Below are 18,628 nucleotides of genomic sequence, written 5' to 3' on the forward strand. Positions count from 1 at the left end.
CACAACTAATACAAGGCAAGTTACGTAATGCTAATCAGGCTGCTCGCACAACCTGATTAGCATAAGGGTTATACACTTCTTGTTGCAATACTCGGTGAAATGTTCGCCGCCTTTTTAGCAGGAAAAATAACTGACGCGATACAGAGCACGATAAGCCCCAGCGCCGTTATCAAAATATAGCTTACTTCTAGCGGCGGCACTGAATACAAAGACATTAGCTTTTGTCCTAGGAAAACCGTAGCCACAGTGCCAAGTACTAAGCCAATTGCACAAACAATGAGGTTTTCTACCACAAAGTAACGAACAATTGCAGACTTACGCGCCCCCAAAGCTCTGCGAGTACCAATCTGTTTAGTACGTTTACTGATATTAAACTGAGTAAGACCAAATATTCCCAGCGCCGTCACGACGACCAATGCAGTGATTAGCACTAGCAACATTCTTAGCATCAATAGGTCTTTAGAATTGTACTTTCCTTTCACCTCATCAAGCCCTTTAATGCCTGTGATCACACGACTAGGATTTTCTTGAAGCAGCGCCGCCTCTATTCTTTTCATTACTTCACCACGCAAACTCGGATCGGTGCGAACTAAGAAATCTTGAAATCCATTCGCATTCACCATGGGAAAAATAATTAAGCGATCAGCATTTCTAAACCGCGGCCAAGCATTAGTCATACGCTCAACAATCCCCACGACTTTTAACGGGCCACCACCATAATAAATCGTTTCGCCCAATCCTTTACCCTCACCAAATATCTCGTCCGTAAAAGCCTTACTGGCAATAACAACATCTGGTTGCTTAGCGTATTCACTTGAGATCAAGACATCTCCAGATGTGAAATCACGGCCTTCTATCAATTTTACGCCCAAGGTACGGATCACTTGTTCATTGGCGTATAAATGCCCCGAGTTTGTATGTTTACCATCGTCTTCTGGAGTTAAGCTGAATCCCGAATTGCTGCCTCCTCCTGAAAGCGGAACCGAGCTCACTCCCACGGCTTCTATAACTCCAGGGATACTTTTTAGTATTCTCTCATCAACGATAAGCTGCTGGTTTGCATCTATCTTGTCGTCAAACGACATGACACTGAAGGTGATTATCGACTCTTCTGGATAGCCAGTTGGCTTATTGAGATAGGTGACGCGCTCACTAATAATAGAAAGCGAATTGCTGACAATTGCCAACGTCAAGGCAAGTTGTAGGATAGCAAGTACAGCACCGACTTTAGAGCGCAATAACGCATTGATAATGGGTTTTAATTCCAACATGGGACTCTCCTTATTGCCTTATTGCACTTTTAAATAAGTAGCAGGTGATGTTTTACACACTATCCAAGCTGGGTAAAGCCCTGCAAGAATACAAGTCACAATAGCGATGCTCGGCGCTGCTATCAGCATAGAGACATCCATCGTTGCAAGACTTTCGTAGACATGGCTAGTTTTGCGGATCCCCCATAAGCCAAGCTGAGCAAAAACTATCCCTATCACCCCCCCCATAAAACCAAGCAACGCCACTTCAACCAAGTGTTGGTAAAAGACTTGCGTTTTACTTGCGCCAAGTGCTCTTCTTACGCCAACATCAGGGGCACGTTTAAGAAATTTCGCAAGTAACAATCCAAGAATATTGGCTAAGCAAACAGCAAGGAACATAAAACTTAAACCAATCATGACTTTGTTATCTTCACTAACCACATTATTGTACTCAAGCCATTCAGTGACATTTCGAAGTGAAAATTCTCGTGTTTTACGGTTAAATCTTCCCAAATCTTGTTGGGTTTGGATGTAATTATCTAGTTGTGTTGCTAACGCTTGTTGCTCTTTTTCATTCTCTAATTCAACCCAAAACTGAGTCCAAAGCATTTCTGAATTCATTTTGTCCGTGAAGTTGTTAATCTCTTCGCGCTTCCAACCGTTTGTATTTCCCCAAGTATCAATCTCATAAGCTGCCGCATGACTGAAGGGAATGAAGATACGCTCGGCATCAGCAAACGCGCCATTGTTTAAGTCATACATTTTAACGTTTGGCTGCCACTCCTTAGTGACCCCTACTACTTGATATCTTCGCTGCGCTAAATAAATACTTTCTCCCACCACATCACTGCGACCAAATAACTTTTGTGCGATAGTTTCGTCAATAACAGTCACTGGTGCAGCATTGTCTGCTTGGCTTTGACTCCACACTCCACCATACAAAAAATTCAGCTCAAACATAGCGAAAAACTCTCGGGTTATTAACCGTGTCGTTTGCAACATGGGGCTCACTTCGGGGTTGTTTACATGAACCGCAAAACCAGATTTAAACATCGCGACTTTTTTGTCGATGTTTAGCGTTTGATACAGGTTTTTCGCATCTAAAAATGTCAGCTGAAAGGGAATATCATCAGCTGAATGATAGGTTTGTCCCTCATCCATCACTTGTAGCTGTACAGCATAGAGTTTGCTACTTTTGCTTGGAATTGGATCGGCGGACATCATGTGATACACAGACAAACTCACCATAGTGACGCCAATGCCAATGGCAATAGCCAGCGCCATTAGGCTAGTCGCAAGCGGCGTGGCTTTTAGGCTACGCCATGCCAAATCAAGGTAATGGGCAAACATAACTTACGCTCCTACCTGAGATTTCAACGCTTGTGAAGCCGCATCTTTACCTTGATACAAAGTAAAATCCGCAACCTGTCCGTCTACAATTTGGATGTTTCTTGGTGTACGCCTTGCGAGCTCCGGGTCGTGGGTAACCATTACTATCGTTGCGCCGTCACGGTTAATTTGTTCTAGTAATTCCATCACCTGACGCGCCATTAAACTATCTAAATTCCCCGTTGGTTCATCGGCGAGTAAAAAGCGTGGCTCACCAGCAAGCGCCCTTGCGATAGCCACACGCTGCTGCTGTCCGCCGGACAACTGTTGTGGCAAATGTTTTGCGCGGCCAGCAAGACCAACTTGCTCGAGGCAGTTTTCAATTCTGCGCTTGCGCTCAGCAGCCTTGATACCACGATAGCGTAATGGCACTTCAACATTTTCGTACAAGTTTAAATCTGGGATAAGGTTAAAGCCTTGAAAAATAAAACCGATTTTTTGGTTTCGCAGATCAGCTCTTTGATTGTCGTTGAGCTTACCAACATCAATCCCATCTAGCATATATTGACCACTAGAGTACCCTTCTAGCATCCCAGCAATATTTAAGAAGGTCGTTTTACCTGAGCCTGAAGGACCTGTTACCGCGATAAACTCTCCTTCATTTACTTGCAGGTTAAAATCTCTGAGTGCGTGTGTTTGCACCATATCAGTTTGGTATACTTTGCCGATATTATTCATAACTAACATTATTATTTTCCTTCTTATCTTAATAAGATGCTGGGCGCACGTTCGAATGCGTCGTAACTACTGATGATGATTTGATCGCCTTGCTGTAAGCCATTAAGCACTTCAACTTCACTGATGCTTGAGGTACCGGTAGTGATCTCAATTCGCTCAGCGATATCACCACTTAGTTTGTAAGCAATGTGTCCACCTTCACTCATAAAAGCGCCACGTTTGACCATTAAGGTGTTTTCTTTGTGCTCTAGTAAAATCCGAGCAGACAAACGTTGATTTTGTCTAATGCCATCAATGTTTTCGTCCGAAAAGCGTACTCGAGTGGTGACTTCACGGTTATTTACTTCTGGAGAAATCGCAGATAACACGCCAGAAATATTTTGGTTGCCAATCCTAAGTTCGACAGCCATCCCGAGCCCAAGCTCTGCCGCATAACTTTCAGGAACCTGCAGCTCGGCTTCATAAGCACTTAAGTCAACGAGCTTCATCAACCCCTGATTGGCATTAACAAGCGCATTTTGATCAACTAGTAAATTACCGACTATGCCTGAAACCGGCGCAATCACATCTAAACTTGCAACTTGACGTTTTAATTCTTCAACAATTAAACGTTGCCTCTCAAGCTGATTCTCAACAGATTTAAGTTCAAAGGCCAAGGTATCTTTGCCTAGCGCAACTTCTTGCTCTGCATGATTGAAGTTTAATTTTGCCCGCGCGAGGTCGTCTTGCGCTTCTTCTAAATCAATTTGGCTGATGAGGTTTTTTTGGATAGATAACTGAGCTCGTCGGTCCTCTCTATCTGCCGCTAATAGTTCGACACGAGCGAGATCTAAGGAGCGATTTAACGCCAAGTTTTGACGTCTAACATCTAACTTTTTCCCTTCAAGCTCACCACTCAGTCTTTGCAGCTCCGCTTCTTCTTGTTGGAGCCGGTTGGTTAAAGTTGGACTTTTGACCGTGGCTAGCACTTCACCTTGAGTCACGCTATCACCCGCTTTAACCTGTAAAGAGACATAACCCTGCTCCGGACTGTAAATTTGTGGTGCATTTGCAGCAACGACAAAACCTGTGGCGGCAATATCGCGGGTAAACTCGCCGAAAGTCACGGCTGCAATTTGCACTCTATCTTTGGCCACGGAGCTACTCGCATTGGGTCCACCAAACACGACTTGTGCACTAAGCGCTGCAATAATTACAACACCCGCTATTACAAGACCAAGCTTCTTTTTGGATTTACCAGTTTGTAGCACTTCGTCTTGCCCGCTTGTGTCTTTAATCATAATGATTCTCCTCGAATTAACGAGTCAAATACCGCCACGACCGTTGCTACAGCCAACATCATCAAGGGTGAAATTAAAAAAGCAGTACTTAACCACATAACGTATCTTCTTCATTAGTTTGTATGCAGTAAAAGAGGCGAACTTTGTGCCAAAATTTAAGGTATTGATATTATTGATTTATTTTATTTTAGAAGTGGATGAAATGTGTCCGCGGACGGAAAAAGTGTCCGCAGCGGACACTTCTTCACCTAAAGTTATAGCGCTATAAGTGTCAGTCGCCACATTTCTGCATCTTAATATATCGACTGAAGAGATAACCTAAGGATTGGATAGATAGCGAACTAACTGATTTCTTTAAGTTCAGATTTAATAATTGGAGAGTGCATTAACCAGAGTGGAACTCAAATAAGTGGCAAATTTATAGTCGCTCTGGTGCCTTTACCGATAGTAGATTTTATGAGCAGTTCACCACCGTGAGATTTAATGATATTCGATGCAATAGTTAACCCAAGTCCCACATGCTTTTCTGAGGCTTTAGTGGTATAAAACGGATCAAATACTCGATGTACCAGCTTATCCGCAATCCCCTCACCACAATCGAAGATATCGATAGAGAGTGTTTGATCCTCAACTTTCGTGTTTATTTTAATGGCCTTTCGCATTCTACCCGTACTTTCTAAAGCGTTCTTTATGAGGCAGTAAATACTGTGTTCTAGGAGTGCTGGGGCACAGTGCAACTCAAACCGCTCTCCTTTTTCAAATTCAATTAGGCTCAAGTTTGTACCATCCAACTCCAAATTAATCATCACAGAATCCATAATTTGAGAATAGAATTCTACTTGCTGAAACTGAGTTTGATTGCTCTCAAAAAACACACTCAGCTCTTTAACAATCAGTTGAATTCTGTCGAGTCCTGAGTGCATTTCAGCCATCACATCATCACTTTCACTCAAAGCCCAGTTTAGCTGATACTCTTTTTCCAATTCACTCAGCGATTTTGCACATTCAGGCGAGAGTTGCGAGTTATTTGCCAAAAATTGCCAAGCTCGATACAACTTAACCAACGAACTTTGTACAAACTCTAAGTTACTTTTTAAGTACGCAAGCGGATTATTTATTTCATGGGCTACACCAGCAGCAAACTGTCCTACTGAAGCGAGCTTTTCTGATTGGATTAAGGCTTGCTGCTGCTCAGCAATACGATTATATGCCTCTCTTAAGGCATCATTTGACGACTCAAGTTCATGGGTGCGCTGCTTGACCTTTTCTTCCAATCCTTCGTTAAGTTTGGTTAGTTCATCGGTCAACAACTCAAGTCGATTTAAATCTCGATAAGAGCGCAGCGAGCTAGTTAACATAGTGAATAGACGAGATTTTGTGAGGTCAGTTTTGTTTTTATAGTCATTGATATCATAGCGCAGCATGACTTCATGTTCCGGCACACTGCCGGGCTGGCCGGTGCGTAGTACTATTCTCACGTTATGATAGCCAAGTTCTTCACGTATGTATTGCGCACATTCTAAACCCGCTTCTTCGCTTTCCATGATGACATCGAGCAACACTAATGCAACATCATCTCGATTGCTAAGGATATCAATTGCCTCTTTTTTGCTGTAGGCATGGAGTAGTTCAAGCGGTTTTAATTCAAACCTGTAAGCCGTTAACACAAGTTTAGTCACATCGTGGACTTCAGGTTCATCATCGACAATCAACACGACCCAAGGAGATGCACACTCACCTAGGCTTTGTTCATCAGGCTCTGAAACGTTTAAGAAAGATAATGGCTGCTGACTCATTAAAATGACACCCTTACTCCTATTTCTTAAGGATGGTACAAATCCGCAGGTTTACCAAATTATTCGCACCATAAAATGGTATATATTTAGCACTATGGTAGGAAGAAATGCTGAGTGACAAGAACGGGATCTGTACTGTTAAGAAGCCACTCTTCACAGTACATCAGGTTTGAATATACTTATGCGCTTAGGGCATCCTTATAGTGTTTTCTACAAAGAGAAACATACCTATCGTTACCACCAATCACAACTTGATCGCCATCCGCAATAGCTTTACCGTGCTCATCGGTGCGAAGCACTCGGTTTGCTTTGCGACCGCAGTGACAGATGGTTTTTAGCTCAATCAATTTATCTGCCCACGCCAGCAAATATTGCGAGCCTTCAAACAGCTCACCACGAAAGTCAGTTCTAAGACCATAGCATAATACCGGGATCCGCAGCTCATCGACGATATCCGTCAGCTCTGCGACTTGAGCTTTTGTTAGAAACTGGCACTCATCTACCAATACACAGTCAATTTTATTCTCTGTATGGGCAGACATCAGTAATGCTTTCACATCTGTTTGGCTTTCAAAAACTTGCGCCTCAGCTTCTAAGCCGATACGAGACGCTACTTTGCCCACTCCAGCACGGTTATCAATTGCAGCGGTGATAATAAACGGGCGCATGCCTCGCTCTCGGTAGTTAAATGCTGACTGCAATAAAGTCGTAGATTTACCGGCATTCATTGCCGAATAGTAAAAATAAAGCTGGGCCATAATAGATATTTCGAAATACAAATTCGCGCTAGTTTACTGGCTAACGATTAAAAGATCTATTGCTTATCCATTTGGCTGGGTTGCGAACGCAAATACTCACTATATAAGGTATCGAGGTTAATAAGCTGACTTGCACGCCACACTTGCCAGCTTAACTCAGGGTGCTGCTGATAAAACTGCTCAGAAAATGCCATAAAACCAAACGACGTTTCTAACGGTGGAAAAACCGCTTCTAAGTGGTTAAAGGGGGGCGATAATGTGATAGGCATATTACCGATTTGGCAAAGGCCAATGGTCGCATCAAGTAATTCATTTTCAACCAGTGCAATAGCATGCTCCAACGAGTCGGTTTCAAATATGGAAAAATGCTTAGGCATACTTTCTCGAATAGCATAGCCACGAGGGACTGCGAGTTCTATTTCTTTGCTCAGATTTAATGTTGCTTTGTTAGTTTTGCTTTTGAGTAAACAAGTGCTGATCCGATTAATTGCATATTGCTGTGCAATCGTGCCATCGGGATTCTTTGGATACTCCATTTGCCCTTCTCTAGACGCTCGATGGCTTGCCACCACAGCATCAACTTTGCCATTTTCCAGCTCATGCAAACAACGGCTCCATGGTTTTCGAGTGTAGGTGAAGCTCACCTCTTTTACGTGCTCGTCAAGCTGTTGTACTATCTGGATCGTGACGCCTGGATTTGCCGATGGCACAGTTTGTCCTGCACCATGGATAAAGGGTGGAGCATGTTTATCTTCATAACAAAAGCGAACCTCTGTTGCCATACAGGCCCACGAAGTAAAAACGCAAAAAGCAATAAATAGCAGTCTCAACATTCACTCCAAACATGTAGTAAATCGAAATAACAACGATTAACCACTAGTATACTCTATTTTTTGAAGCTCACTCCCTCATGTTGTAACAACCACTCTTTCGCTTCAAGTCCGCCAGCATATCCTGTTAGTTTGCCATTTGCACCAATAATGCGATGACAAGGCACGATGATACTAATTGGATTTTTGCCGTTAGCAGCGCCAACTGCACGAACAGCATTTTTGTTACCTAAGCGCTCAGCTATCCAACCATAGCTATGCGTTTCACCAAATGGTACTTGTGCCAACACCTGCCAGACTTGCTTTTGAAAGTGCGTACCATCCACATCAAGCGCCACATCAAAGCGTTGGCGTTTGCCAGCAAAGTATTCTGTTAACTGTTTTTTTGCCATTTCTGTATGCCGATTTTCCCCTTGCTCGTAGCGCGCTTTTGGAAAAAAGCCGACATATCGTAAACCATTGTTGGATGCTTGTATTATCCACTCTCCAGTGGGTGAGGCTAATGTAGTTTCAATCATAATTGTTGCCATAGTTGAAAAGTTAGATAAGAACGAAAAGGAGCACACTTTTCAATATCTATTGTTTTTAAGGATTTTTCCATTGCCTTTTTGACACCCAAATCACCACCCAAGTATATGTCTGGGTGACTCAATCCGCGCATTTTTGCATAGTCGACAGTCCAAGGACCTATACCTTTAATATTTAACCAGTTATCAAGTTCAATATGTTCCGAACCAACGTATTGCTCAGCAAAAGCTTTAATAGCCGCCTTTCGTCGCTCAGGCATTTTGAAAAAGGCAAGATCACTATCAAATACGGCCTTAGGCTTAGGGAAATAACGCATGCCATCTTCAGCCACCTCACCGAGCGTTTCGACCAATAAAGCGAGTAAGTTTCTCGCCGCGTGAACACTGATTTGTTGACCTAAAATAGCTCTCATGCCCGCTTCAAACTCACTCCAGATCCCGGGTAATCTGAGTCCCTCTTGTAGCGGCAAATCAGGCGCGGCTTCATGAAGGTGAGACTCAATAAAACAGGTGTCCGCATCTAAATCTAACACCCGCCTGATCTGTGCAATCATCTGAACTAACAAGGATAAATCGCTGAGCGCGATAGCCACTTTAAAGCGATGTTTTTCAGGCTCGATTGTCGCGGTGAAACGCCCTGTTTCACCTTGTATCATGACGGTTCGCCCATAACTGTTTTCTGTTAACCACTCGATACCTGGCACAATTCTCATTGCTAAAAACTGCTGCATTTTACCCCAGTTGTATGGTGGTCGATAGGATAAGTAAATCGCAATGGTAGAGCCACTACCTGCGTCTTGTCTGAGTTGACTTGGTGATAACTGATACAGCTTTTGGAATGCATCATTAAAGCGTCGCAATGAGTTAAAGCCGGCGGCAAACGCGACTTGCGTAACAGGAAGGTCACTTTGCTGTAACAGCTGCTTAGCTAGGTCACATTGCTTATAAAGTGCATATTGTTTGGGGCTGGTACCAAAGTATTGATTGAATACTTTATTTAAGTAACGGACCGAAATGCCTAACCTATCGGCTAAGTCTTCTGTCGAATGACGTATTAAGGCTCCCTCATCGATTAACTTTTTGGCTCTAACTGCGGTTGTTTCAGTGCCAAGCCATGCATAACTACCCGGTGCACTATCGGGACGGCAGCGAATACAAGGCCTAAAGCCTGCTTGCGCAGCATTGTGGGCAAATTGAAAATACTCTACATTCTTTTCTTTTGCAGCAGGTGCTGGGCATATTGGCCGACAATAAATGCCGGTGCTCTTGACCGCAACAAAAAACAACCCATCAAATCTAGCATCGCGACTATTTCTAGCTTGAGAACAAACTTCTGGTGTATACATGACTTTCGCTCGTACTTCGTTTTCACTCAGTCTAATAGCTATCACTATAGCAAACTAGCCATTTTTGGTACTCAACCATGTTTGGAGTATTCATGAAAAAAGCCCACTAGGGGCTTAACTAACTGAGGAAATAAGAAAAGTACTAACCTATTGCTTGATTATATCTGCGCTCGACTTCGGACCAATTAATGACGTTGTAAAAAGCCGCGATGTATTCTGGTCGACGATTCTGATATTTGAGGTAATAAGCATGTTCCCACACATCTAAACCCAATATTGGGGTGTGCTGCTCCATGTAGGGACTATCTTGGTTAAGACTACTCGTCACCGCTAACTTGCCATTTTCATCTACAACTAACCATGCCCAGCCACTGCCAAATCGACTGACAGCAGCGTTTGTAAATTCAGTTTTAAAGCTATCAAAACCACCGAGCTCACTTTCTATCGCTTGTTTTAACGGCCCGTCACATAGAGGCGCATAATTTGGAGTCATAATTTGCCAGAACAAACTATGGTTATTGTGCCCGCCGACATGTTCTTGCACTGCTTTTTGTAAGTTTTCAGGTAACGTTTTAATATTTCTCAGCAACGTTTCGGTGTCTTTGCCTGCGAACTCCGTCCCCTCTAACGCGGCATTTGCTTTATTTATATATGTCTGATGATGCAAAGTATGATGGATCTCCATCGTTTTCGCGTCGATATGTGGTTCCAGTGCATCATATGCGTACGGTAACTCAGGTAAGGTATAAGCCATTCGACCTCCAAATGTTAATGTAAAACGCGAGAATGCAGGTGCGTAACCAGCATCGCTTCGTTAATTTGATGAATCAGCTCAGGTAAGTGCGGATAGCGTTTTGCAAAATGGATTAACTCTTGTCGAGTTTTATGCAAATGATGCAAGACGATAGGTGCAAGTTCGTTGTTATATTCAAGGTAGGTTGCATGTATCTTCAGATGGATTGAGATAAGTTGCTGGCACGCTCTATTTGGTTGATCAAGTGCAATAAAGGTGTCAGCTAGATTATGCGCGGATACCACGACGGCAGGTAAACTGTGCGCTATGGCACTCATCACGACACTGTCTTTTTGACATAATAAAAACTCATCTAAAATACCTGTTGCGAGTGTCAATGCAACTTGATATTCGTCACGAGCACGCAGAAATATTTGCGCTTGATATGCTTGATTACCAGAGAGTATTTTAGCTTGCCAAGGTGACAGCACTGAAGATAACGCGCAAGCTCCGCTGGCGAAGCGATTTGCACTAAGGTCCATGCGATTTTTCATATTCTACCCTATTACCGAACTAGCTTACTTGTGCAAGCAAACCAGTATAAGCTATTGGGGCACTATACGATCACACAAACATTAATGCAAACCATTTTCATTTGTATTTATTTAATTTCTACACACTGATGTGTTACCAAAGAGTCCTCGGTTAATTCAAGTGTGGTATGCGACAATCCAAACCGCGACTGTAACCCCTCTTTTAACCGCACTAGCGTGCTTTGGTCGCTCAAGGACGTAATGACAACTTGCGCCTCTAAAATATATTCATGCTCATTGAGCTGCCAAACATGAATATGGCTTACTGTCTTAACATTCTCTTGAGTCTCAAGGTATTCCTTCACTTCTTGAATATTCATATTATCTGGCGTTGCCTGCATGAGAATTCTAATACTACTTTTACTCAGTTCTACGCCATGGTAAATCACGTACGCGGAGATCAACACAGTGGCGATAAGATCCACCACATACCATTGATATAAGATGATTAATGTTCCAGCCACGATCACCGCAACGGAAGCCGCAGCATCAGAAACATTGTGAATAAATGCCGCACGAATATTTAGGCTGGTTTTTGCACCTGCAGAATAGGTAATAAGCGCTGTGATAACATCGATAACTAACGCCAAGGCCGCGAGCCACACCACTATCCAGCCATCAATTGGCTCTGGATTTAAAAATCGAGAAATCGCCTCAAATAGCAGATAAACCCCAACAACAATGAGTGTCGCGCTATTTATTAACGCCCCGATTATTTCAGCGCGTTGATAGCCATAAGTGAGTTCAAGTGAGGCCGGCTTTCTTGCAACTTTTTGAGCGACTAACGCGATAATAAGCGCACCGGCGTCACTTAAATTATGTAACGCATCAGCAACCAAAGAGAGACTGCCAGAAAGAATGCCACCAACGACCTGCGCGACACTCAGTAGAATATTAACAAATACGGCCCAACCGAGCTTGTTTCCATGATGGTGATGATGTGCATGAGACATACTCAATCCTATTTATTGATCCGAAGAAGGGGCCACTTTCACTGGCCCCCACAGGCATTACGAATTTTTAATTTGCTTTGAGAATAGTGGATAAAGTGCTGGCAATACAAACAAAGTCAGCAAGGTTGACGTTAATAATCCACCAACAATTACACTGGCAAGCGGCCTTTGAATTTCAGCGCCCACTCCTGTCGATAACAGCATAGGAATAAGTCCAAGTGCTGAGGTTATCGCAGTCATAAGCACGGGTCTAAGCCTTGAAATTGCTCCCTCAAAGACACCTGAATGAAGCGATTCTCCCGCAGCCAATCGCTGGTTTATACTCTCAACCATGACCACACCATTGAGTACCGCGACACCGAATAAGGTGATAAACCCAACCGAGCTTGGGACCGATAGATATTGTCCTGAAATATATAAAGAAAATACCCCACCAATGACCGCAAGCGGCACATTCACTAAAATAAGCGCAGCCTGAGCAATTGAACCAAATGCAAAGTAAAGTAGGAGTGCTATTAGCGCCAAAGATAGCGGCACCACGATTGCTAAGCGCTTTTGTGCTCGTTGCTGGTTTTCAAATTGACCACCGATTTCAACACCATAACCTGTTGGTAAGTCAACTTTACTATCAATAGCCGCGCGAATATCATTTACTACACTGCCCATATCCCGACCTTGCACATTAGCTTGGATCACCACTCGACGTTGAACGTCATCTCGCCTTACTTGCGGTGGACCAGATTGATATTCAACATTCGCAACATCAGCCAACCGGATCCACGCCCCTGAACTTGATTGTAAACGTATTTCTTCAATGGTCTGTTTGCTTTGACGGTACTTAGGTGCCAAGCGGACATAAATATCATAGCGTTCGTTACCGTTGATGACCTGCCCCGCTTTACTGCCACCAATGCCATCTTGCACTAATGCCATAACGTCGCCAACAGCTAAACCATAGCGCGATAACGCTTGACGTTTTGGGGTGATGATCAGCTGTGACTCACCAGCTATTTGCTCAAGTTGTACGCCCTCTGTTCCTTCAACTTGCGCCACGGCAGCCTCAATTTCCTTACCTTTTTTTGCAAGCACAGCTAAGTCTGGGCCAAACAACTTAATCGCCAACTGCGCTTTAACACCTGAGAGTAATTCATCGACACGCGTCGCAATAGGCTGTGAAAAATTAAACAGTAAGCCGGGGTAAGCCGACAGCTTTTGTTCCATCAAAGCTTGTAATTCGTAGCGATTATTTGCGCTTTGCCACTGTGCTACTGGCGCAAGGCCAATATAGATTTCAATGTTATTTACCGGTTCAGGATCGCCACCTATCTCCGCTCGACCAATTCTGCTTAGCGCGTAGTTTACTTCAGGAAAAGTGAGCAGCATTTTTTCCAGCTCAGGCGCAACATTAAGCGCGGTTTCAAGACTGGCGGATGGTGCCAGCGTTACCCTTAAGTTGATGGTGCCTTCTTCAAGTTCAGGGACAAACTCGGTACCAATTTTAGTGAACGTAAAACCGGCCGCCGCCATCAATAATATGACCATTGCCATCAACAACTTTTGCCTATGCAACACTCGATTTAACATCCAGCGGTAGCCTTTTTCTAGCGCGACGAGAATAATACTCTCTCGCGCTTTAACACCATGTTTAAATAAGTAGGTCGCAAGCGCTGGGACAATGATAAGGGCAACAAATATCGCCGCAATGACAGCCAAAATAATACTGATTGCCATAGGCTGAAATAATTTAGCTTCAACCCCTTCAAAACTAAATAACGGGGTGAACACCACTAAAATAATACTGGCAGCAAAAAAGATTGGCCTTGCCACTTCCTTTCCTGCGAGCTCAACAATGAGTCCTACAGAAAAGTCATCACTTTCCTTTTGCCTTGTTAGGTGTTTAAAGATGTTTTCTACCATCACCACTGAGCCGTCAACTAACATCCCTATCGCGACTGCGATACCGCCTAGCGACATTAAGTTGGCCGAGACGCCAAGCCACGCCATAACCACAAGTGCAATGGCAATTGAAATAGGAATTGAGATGAGCACCAGAAAAGTCGCTCTCAGGTTCATTAAAAATAGCGCGAGCACCACAACGATAAAAATAAATGCCAGTGCCAAGGCTTCAACGACTGTTTGTACTGCTTTGCTGATTAAATCAGACTGATCGTAAAACGGCTCAAACCTTACCCCTTCAGGTAGTGCTTTATTAATAAGTTCCACGCGGTTGTTAATGCTATCAATGGTTGCTTTGGTGTTTGCTCCCATTCGCTTAAGCACTATACCTGTTACGACTTCACCGAGCTGTTCCACTTCACCAGAGGCGCTTTTTCTAGACATCGTCACCGCGCCTTGACGGATTTCTCCACCAATCGATACAGTGGCAACCTGAGCCACAGTCACGACCGTGCCATCAATGGTTTTGACGGGTACGTTGGCAATCTCCCGGATCCCCTTCTCCCCACTTTGAAACCAGCCAGTTCCGCGGATCACCAACTGCTCTTGACCGCGCTCTAAATACCAGCCGCCGACATTTTGGTTATTACGCTCGATGGCACTCACCACATCTTGCTGAGTGAGTGCATAAGCCAATAGCTTATTTGGGTCGATATTGACTTGATACTGACGCACATCGCCGCCAAAAGCCAATACATCAGTTACTCCGTCAATTGGCATAATTAACAGCTTGACCACCCAGTCATTGAGACTACGCAAGGCCATTGCATCATATTCAGAGTTCGGCTCGCTCATCAGCATATATTGAAATACTTGCCCAAGCCCGGATGTATTTGGCCCCATTTCCGGCGTACCCACACCACTTGGGATCAACTCCTTTGCAGCTTGGAGGCGCTCAAATACCAACTGTCTGGCAAAATAGATATCGGTACCTTCCTTAAATACCACCGTAACGCCAGATAGACCTGTTTTAGAAATTGAACGCACTTGCTGCACATCAGGCAAGGCATACATCACAGCCTCAATTGGATAGGTGATTAACTGCTCAACCTCTTCCGCTGCCAGTCCCGGCGCTTCAGTATTCACCGCAACCTGCACATTCGTTACATCGGGAAACGCATCTAAGTTGAGTTTTGGAATAGTCACACCAGCCGTTGCTGTGATAACGAGTAAAAAAAGAATAATTAGAAGCCGATTGTTTACAGACCAATCGATAATTCGATTAAACATAATGAGGCTCCCCTTAATGGTTATGCGGGTCGAAGCCTGATTTGGCTTGTTCTGAGGCAATAAAGAACGCTCCGGTTACGGCCACGCGCTCACCCACAGCCAAACCGATAACTTCAACCTGAGCGCCAAAGTCTTCACCTAAAGTCACTTCTTTGGGATGGAACTCGCCGGGCGCTTCTTCGATGTACACCACCCAATCACCGTCAGGACCGCGACTTAACGCGTCTGCAGGTAGCGCAATGGTTGACTCCTTTGAAGGTATGATAAAGTTGACGTTTACAAACATCCCTGCGTGTAGCTTGTCGTCACTATTTTCAACCAATAGGCGGATCTGTCTGGTTCGAGTAATGGGGTCGATAGTATGCGCTTCTTGGATAACGCGAGCCGCATATTGCTGATTTTCTATGCCAATCAATGCTTTAGAGTTAACAGCTAACGAAAGTTGAGAGTTCGGTTGTAAACGGGCTTCCACCCATAGCTCGCTTTCATCAGTGATTGCCATTAAAGTTGTGCCAGAAGCAACATGCTGGCCCTGAGTAAAGGCATCTTGAGTTACCACCCCCTCGCGCTCAGCAACGAGCGTATATTGGCCAAGTTCACTGGCGGGCTTAGTGGCTATTTCTCTAATCTCCTTTTCTGTTACTCCAAGTGCCAACAACTTTGAATAAGCCGAACTAAAATCGGCACTTGCTTGAACGCGTTCACGCTCACTGATGGTTTCTTTACTTAAGCGTTTAACTCTATCCCACTCTGTTGAAGCGACCAAATACTGCGCTTGGGCCTGCGCCATTGCCTCTGAGAATAAGGTGATAAGTGGGTCGTTAACATTAACCATAGAACCAAGCGTAGTGTGTCGCTTTAAGACGATTGAATCGGCTCTTGGCGATACTAAATAGCTGGTATAGCCATTGGCTTTTACTTCCCCAGGTGCAAAATAAAAACGCTCATGGCTTTCCAGCTTGACTTCCTTGGTCTGAATTCCGGCAAAACGCATCTGCTGTTGCGTTAGTACGATGGCATTTTCTTCCTCTTCATGTTCTTCATGACCGTCGCCGGCATATGCCAGCGAGCTAAAAAGCGCGTTCACCGCGAAATAGATGGAGAAAATTTTAAAGTTTGTCATTCGATACTCTTTTACTCAAGAACGTAAGTTGACGTTCAAAACCGTTAGCTTGTTTAGCGAATTGCACCAAGCATTGCTTTTACAGTGCCAATTCGCGAACAAGAATGCGCTTCTCAAGCAGACGTGATTTATCTGAAATCAACGCCATCAGCTAAGAAGGAGTAATACCAATTAGTGTTAACGTAGCTCATTGACTTAATACAATTGGTATAAACGGAGTAGGCAGTACCACTGAAAGCAGAACTAAGCATAGAAAACAGGCCTAGCTGTTTACTCACAAACACGAATTTGCGCTAAGTTGGATTTATCAATTTACTCATCAACCTAAACTCAGGTTAGTTAAGTTAAATTGAGATCACACCTTCAATGATAACCGCTACTTAAGCGATCGGTGGACGATGTGCTTGCTCTACAAAAGCGCGCACTTTGGTATCTGATTGAGGATAAATTTCGCTATTTGGTCGCATTTCAAAGGGGATAAAAGATTTTAAAATCACTAAATTCAAATGCGTCCCACTGCAATGACCACAGTGGTGGCAATCTTTTGTATGATGTCCGCTGGAGTCTGCTTGCACATCTTCAGCATGGTCGTGAGTATGTTGGAGGTGAGACACTTCGATTTGATGGAAGCTAGATTCAGACGCAAATACACTTACGGATTGCACCGCAAGTAGAAGCATCACAAAAATCAGGATTAGCTTATTCAAATCTACATTTCTCTTTAACACAAAAGATCGATGTCAATTTACCACCTGCACTTGTTCTGTCAATAGTAGCGCTAAGCTTTAAGTCTTATTTTTTGCTGTCATTACTGATCCTACTCAAAATGAAATAACAATAATTTGCATTGTTAGGCCAAAATATCAACTTAAATGCGAATTATAATCAATATATAACACACTGTTTTATAAAGATTTTTCATTGACACATCACATAAATCCGTTAGACTAGCCGCATATTCACAGTTTGAGGTAACAGCATGCAAGGTAAACAAAAAGTCATCGACGCATTCAATAAGCTATTAGCCAATGAGCTTGCAGCTATCGATCAATATTTCATCCATTCACGTATGTACGAAGATTGGGGTTTGAGCAAACTATACCAACGCCTTGAGCATGAACGTGAAGAAGAAACCACGCATGCAGATTGGTTGATCAAACGCATTCTTTTCTTGGAAGGGGTACCTAACATGACAAAACGTCGTGATCTACTCATCGGCCAAGATGTTAAGTCTATGATGGAAAACGACTTAAAACTAGAGCTTGAAGTCGTCGAATGCGTTAAAGAAGCAATCAAAATCTGTGAAGAAGAGCAAGATTACCAATCTCGAGAAACGCTTGAAAAGCTGTTGTTTGATACAGAAGAAGATCATGTTTACTGGCTAGAGCAGCAAATTCGCCTGATTGATCTTATCGGTGCTCCTAATTATATCCAATCTCAGCTTTAATTAAGGACTCTACAAATGAAAGGTGATAGAGAAGTAATCGTAGCGCTTAATAAAGTATTGGCCAATGAATTGGTGGGTATCAATCAATACTTTTTGCACGCACGTATGTTTAAAGACTTTGGTTTTAGCCAGTTAGATAAAGCGGATTATAAAGTTTCAATCCAAAAAATGAAAAACGCTGACCGCCTTATCGAGCGAATTTTGTTCTTAGAAGGCCTGCCTAATTTACAAGATTTAGGTCGTTTAAAGATTGGTGAAAACAGCGCTGAGATGATTGATTGCAATATGGCATTTGAGCAAGCATCTTTGGTTGATCTGCAAGCAGCAATTAAGTTGTGTGAAGAAAAGCAAGATTACATTAGCCGTGAAGCGCTAGACAAAATTCAAAACGAGCAAGAAGAGCAAATTGACTGGCTTGAAACTCAGCAGCACCTAATTAAGGTGATGGGAATAGAAAACTACTTACAGTCTCAACTATAAGTATTGAATTGAGGTTGCGTGATAATGTGTTGTTACGCAACCTGATCCGTGACATCAACAATAGCAATCAGCTTTTCATTTAAAATTTTCTTCGCACAGTTACAGCATTTTCCACACTGCTTACCAACAGATAATGTCTGGCTAAGATCACGCATCGAACGAGCACCATTGTCTATCGTCTCTGCAATCTTTTTATCTGTAACACCATGACAAATGCATACGTACATAAATGAAAACCAATCTCAAACTCATTAAC

The 18,628-nt window shown here is 43.3% G+C and carries 18 protein-coding genes; 2 read left to right on the forward strand and 16 right to left on the reverse strand.

What is annotated here, in order from left to right; genetic code table 11:
* Nucleotides 1-68 precede the first annotated feature (68 nt).
* From GSF04_RS01875 to GSF04_RS01945, 15 genes are all read right to left on the reverse strand, one after another.
* Complete coding sequence (locus tag GSF04_RS01875) at nucleotides 69-1,271, reverse strand: FtsX-like permease family protein (protein ID WP_211857333.1); 1,203 nt, start codon at nucleotides 1,269-1,271, stop codon at nucleotides 69-71.
* 18 nt (nucleotides 1,272-1,289) lie between these two features.
* The gene (locus tag GSF04_RS01880; RefSeq protein WP_211857334.1) at nucleotides 1,290-2,603 is read right to left on the reverse strand and encodes an ABC transporter permease; all 1,314 of its coding nucleotides are present in this window, start codon (nucleotides 2,601-2,603) and stop codon (nucleotides 1,290-1,292) included.
* A 3-nt stretch (nucleotides 2,604-2,606) separates the two neighbouring features.
* Nucleotides 2,607-3,329 (reverse strand): ABC transporter ATP-binding protein, encoded by a 723-nt coding sequence (locus GSF04_RS01885; protein WP_045964506.1) that lies wholly within the window; start codon nucleotides 3,327-3,329, stop codon nucleotides 2,607-2,609.
* 14 nt (nucleotides 3,330-3,343) lie between these two features.
* Entirely contained in the window at nucleotides 3,344-4,600 is a 1,257-nt protein-coding gene (locus GSF04_RS01890) for an HlyD family efflux transporter periplasmic adaptor subunit (RefSeq protein ID WP_039491639.1), read from the reverse strand.
* Between the two features lie 401 nt (nucleotides 4,601-5,001).
* Nucleotides 5,002-6,396, reverse strand: a complete 1,395-nt coding sequence (locus tag GSF04_RS01895; RefSeq protein ID WP_211857335.1) for an ATP-binding protein — start codon at nucleotides 6,394-6,396, stop codon at nucleotides 5,002-5,004.
* Nucleotides 6,397-6,575: 179 nt separating this feature from the next.
* Nucleotides 6,576-7,154 carry a thymidine kinase gene (locus GSF04_RS01900; protein WP_010374832.1) on the reverse strand — a complete coding sequence of 193 codons (579 nt, stop codon included), beginning with the start codon at nucleotides 7,152-7,154 and terminating at the stop codon, nucleotides 6,576-6,578.
* 56 nt (nucleotides 7,155-7,210) lie between these two features.
* Nucleotides 7,211-7,936: an amino acid ABC transporter substrate-binding protein gene (locus tag GSF04_RS01905; RefSeq protein ID WP_249122359.1), complete on the reverse strand. Its 726-nt coding sequence runs from the start codon at nucleotides 7,934-7,936 to the stop codon at nucleotides 7,211-7,213.
* Nucleotides 7,937-8,040: 104 nt separating this feature from the next.
* On the reverse strand, nucleotides 8,041-8,502 hold the full coding sequence (locus GSF04_RS01910) for a methylated-DNA--[protein]-cysteine S-methyltransferase (protein ID WP_039491647.1): 462 nt from the start codon (nucleotides 8,500-8,502) through the stop codon (nucleotides 8,041-8,043).
* On the reverse strand, nucleotides 8,499-9,857 hold the full coding sequence (locus GSF04_RS01915; protein WP_211857337.1) for an AlkA N-terminal domain-containing protein: 1,359 nt from the start codon (nucleotides 9,855-9,857) through the stop codon (nucleotides 8,499-8,501). The genes GSF04_RS01910 and GSF04_RS01915 overlap by 4 nt, the downstream gene beginning before the upstream one ends.
* Before the next feature lie 142 nt (nucleotides 9,858-9,999).
* Nucleotides 10,000-10,611: a superoxide dismutase gene (locus GSF04_RS01920; protein ID WP_211857339.1), complete on the reverse strand. Its 612-nt coding sequence runs from the start codon at nucleotides 10,609-10,611 to the stop codon at nucleotides 10,000-10,002.
* 14 nt (nucleotides 10,612-10,625) lie between these two features.
* Nucleotides 10,626-11,144, reverse strand: coding sequence for a hypothetical protein (locus GSF04_RS01925; protein WP_211857341.1), 519 nt, complete (start codon nucleotides 11,142-11,144; stop codon nucleotides 10,626-10,628).
* A 107-nt stretch (nucleotides 11,145-11,251) separates the two neighbouring features.
* Nucleotides 11,252-12,136, reverse strand: coding sequence for a cation diffusion facilitator family transporter (locus GSF04_RS01930; protein ID WP_211857342.1), 885 nt, complete (start codon nucleotides 12,134-12,136; stop codon nucleotides 11,252-11,254).
* 57 nt (nucleotides 12,137-12,193) lie between these two features.
* Complete coding sequence (locus tag GSF04_RS01935; protein WP_211857343.1) at nucleotides 12,194-15,322, reverse strand: CusA/CzcA family heavy metal efflux RND transporter; 3,129 nt, start codon at nucleotides 15,320-15,322, stop codon at nucleotides 12,194-12,196.
* Nucleotides 15,323-15,335: 13 nt separating this feature from the next.
* Nucleotides 15,336-16,445, reverse strand: a complete 1,110-nt coding sequence (locus GSF04_RS01940) for an efflux RND transporter periplasmic adaptor subunit (protein ID WP_211857345.1) — start codon at nucleotides 16,443-16,445, stop codon at nucleotides 15,336-15,338.
* Nucleotides 16,446-16,825: 380 nt separating this feature from the next.
* A complete protein-coding gene (locus tag GSF04_RS01945; protein WP_045987649.1) occupies nucleotides 16,826-17,152 on the reverse strand; it encodes a DUF2946 family protein in 327 nt (108 codons plus the stop codon).
* Nucleotides 17,153-17,424: 272 nt separating this feature from the next.
* Here GSF04_RS01945 and bfr (GSF04_RS01950) point away from each other — a divergent pair, with 272 nt between their 5' ends.
* Together bfr (GSF04_RS01950) and bfr (GSF04_RS01955) are read left to right on the forward strand one after the other, a co-directional pair.
* Nucleotides 17,425-17,892 (forward strand): bacterioferritin, encoded by a 468-nt coding sequence (gene bfr / locus GSF04_RS01950; protein ID WP_010607507.1) that lies wholly within the window; start codon nucleotides 17,425-17,427, stop codon nucleotides 17,890-17,892.
* Between the two features lie 15 nt (nucleotides 17,893-17,907).
* Nucleotides 17,908-18,372, forward strand: a complete 465-nt coding sequence (gene bfr, locus GSF04_RS01955; RefSeq protein WP_010375235.1) for a bacterioferritin — start codon at nucleotides 17,908-17,910, stop codon at nucleotides 18,370-18,372.
* A gap of 32 nt (nucleotides 18,373-18,404) precedes the next feature.
* Here the strand turns inward: bfr (GSF04_RS01955) and GSF04_RS01960 are convergent, their stop codons facing one another.
* Entirely contained in the window at nucleotides 18,405-18,599 is a 195-nt protein-coding gene (locus tag GSF04_RS01960; protein WP_010375238.1) for a (2Fe-2S)-binding protein, read from the reverse strand.
* Between the last annotated feature and the right edge of the window lie 29 nt (nucleotides 18,600-18,628).

The sequence above is a fragment of the Pseudoalteromonas sp. A22 genome, from assembly GCF_018141345.1.
Taxonomy (GTDB): domain Bacteria; phylum Pseudomonadota; class Gammaproteobacteria; order Enterobacterales; family Alteromonadaceae; genus Pseudoalteromonas; species Pseudoalteromonas maricaloris.

Excerpts from the sequence above, each read along its gene's own strand:
- bfr (WP_010375235.1), top strand. The coding sequence starts at position 17,908 with ATGAAAGGTGATAGAGAAGTAATCGTAGCGCTTAATAAAGTATTGGCC.
- GSF04_RS01875 (WP_211857333.1), bottom strand. The coding sequence starts at position 1,271 with ATGTTGGAATTAAAACCCATTATCAATGCGTTATTGCGCTCTAAAGTC.
- GSF04_RS01905 (WP_249122359.1), bottom strand. The coding sequence starts at position 7,936 with ATGGCAACAGAGGTTCGCTTTTGTTATGAAGATAAACATGCTCCACCC.
- GSF04_RS01910 (WP_039491647.1), bottom strand. The coding sequence starts at position 8,502 with ATGATTGAAACTACATTAGCCTCACCCACTGGAGAGTGGATAATACAA.
- GSF04_RS01935 (WP_211857343.1), bottom strand. The coding sequence starts at position 15,322 with ATGTTTAATCGAATTATCGATTGGTCTGTAAACAATCGGCTTCTAATT.
- GSF04_RS01920 (WP_211857339.1), bottom strand. The coding sequence starts at position 10,611 with ATGGCTTATACCTTACCTGAGTTACCGTACGCATATGATGCACTGGAA.
- GSF04_RS01900 (WP_010374832.1), bottom strand. The coding sequence starts at position 7,154 with ATGGCCCAGCTTTATTTTTACTATTCGGCAATGAATGCCGGTAAATCT.
- GSF04_RS01885 (WP_045964506.1), bottom strand. The coding sequence starts at position 3,329 with ATGTTAGTTATGAATAATATCGGCAAAGTATACCAAACTGATATGGTG.
- GSF04_RS01880 (WP_211857334.1), bottom strand. The coding sequence starts at position 2,603 with ATGTTTGCCCATTACCTTGATTTGGCATGGCGTAGCCTAAAAGCCACG.
- GSF04_RS01895 (WP_211857335.1), bottom strand. The coding sequence starts at position 6,396 with ATGAGTCAGCAGCCATTATCTTTCTTAAACGTTTCAGAGCCTGATGAA.
- GSF04_RS01915 (WP_211857337.1), bottom strand. The coding sequence starts at position 9,857 with ATGTATACACCAGAAGTTTGTTCTCAAGCTAGAAATAGTCGCGATGCT.
- GSF04_RS01940 (WP_211857345.1), bottom strand. The coding sequence starts at position 16,445 with ATGACAAACTTTAAAATTTTCTCCATCTATTTCGCGGTGAACGCGCTT.
- GSF04_RS01960 (WP_010375238.1), bottom strand. The coding sequence starts at position 18,599 with ATGTACGTATGCATTTGTCATGGTGTTACAGATAAAAAGATTGCAGAG.
- bfr (WP_010607507.1), top strand. The coding sequence starts at position 17,425 with ATGCAAGGTAAACAAAAAGTCATCGACGCATTCAATAAGCTATTAGCC.
- GSF04_RS01930 (WP_211857342.1), bottom strand. The coding sequence starts at position 12,136 with ATGTCTCATGCACATCATCACCATCATGGAAACAAGCTCGGTTGGGCC.
- GSF04_RS01890 (WP_039491639.1), bottom strand. The coding sequence starts at position 4,600 with ATGATTAAAGACACAAGCGGGCAAGACGAAGTGCTACAAACTGGTAAA.
- GSF04_RS01925 (WP_211857341.1), bottom strand. The coding sequence starts at position 11,144 with ATGAAAAATCGCATGGACCTTAGTGCAAATCGCTTCGCCAGCGGAGCT.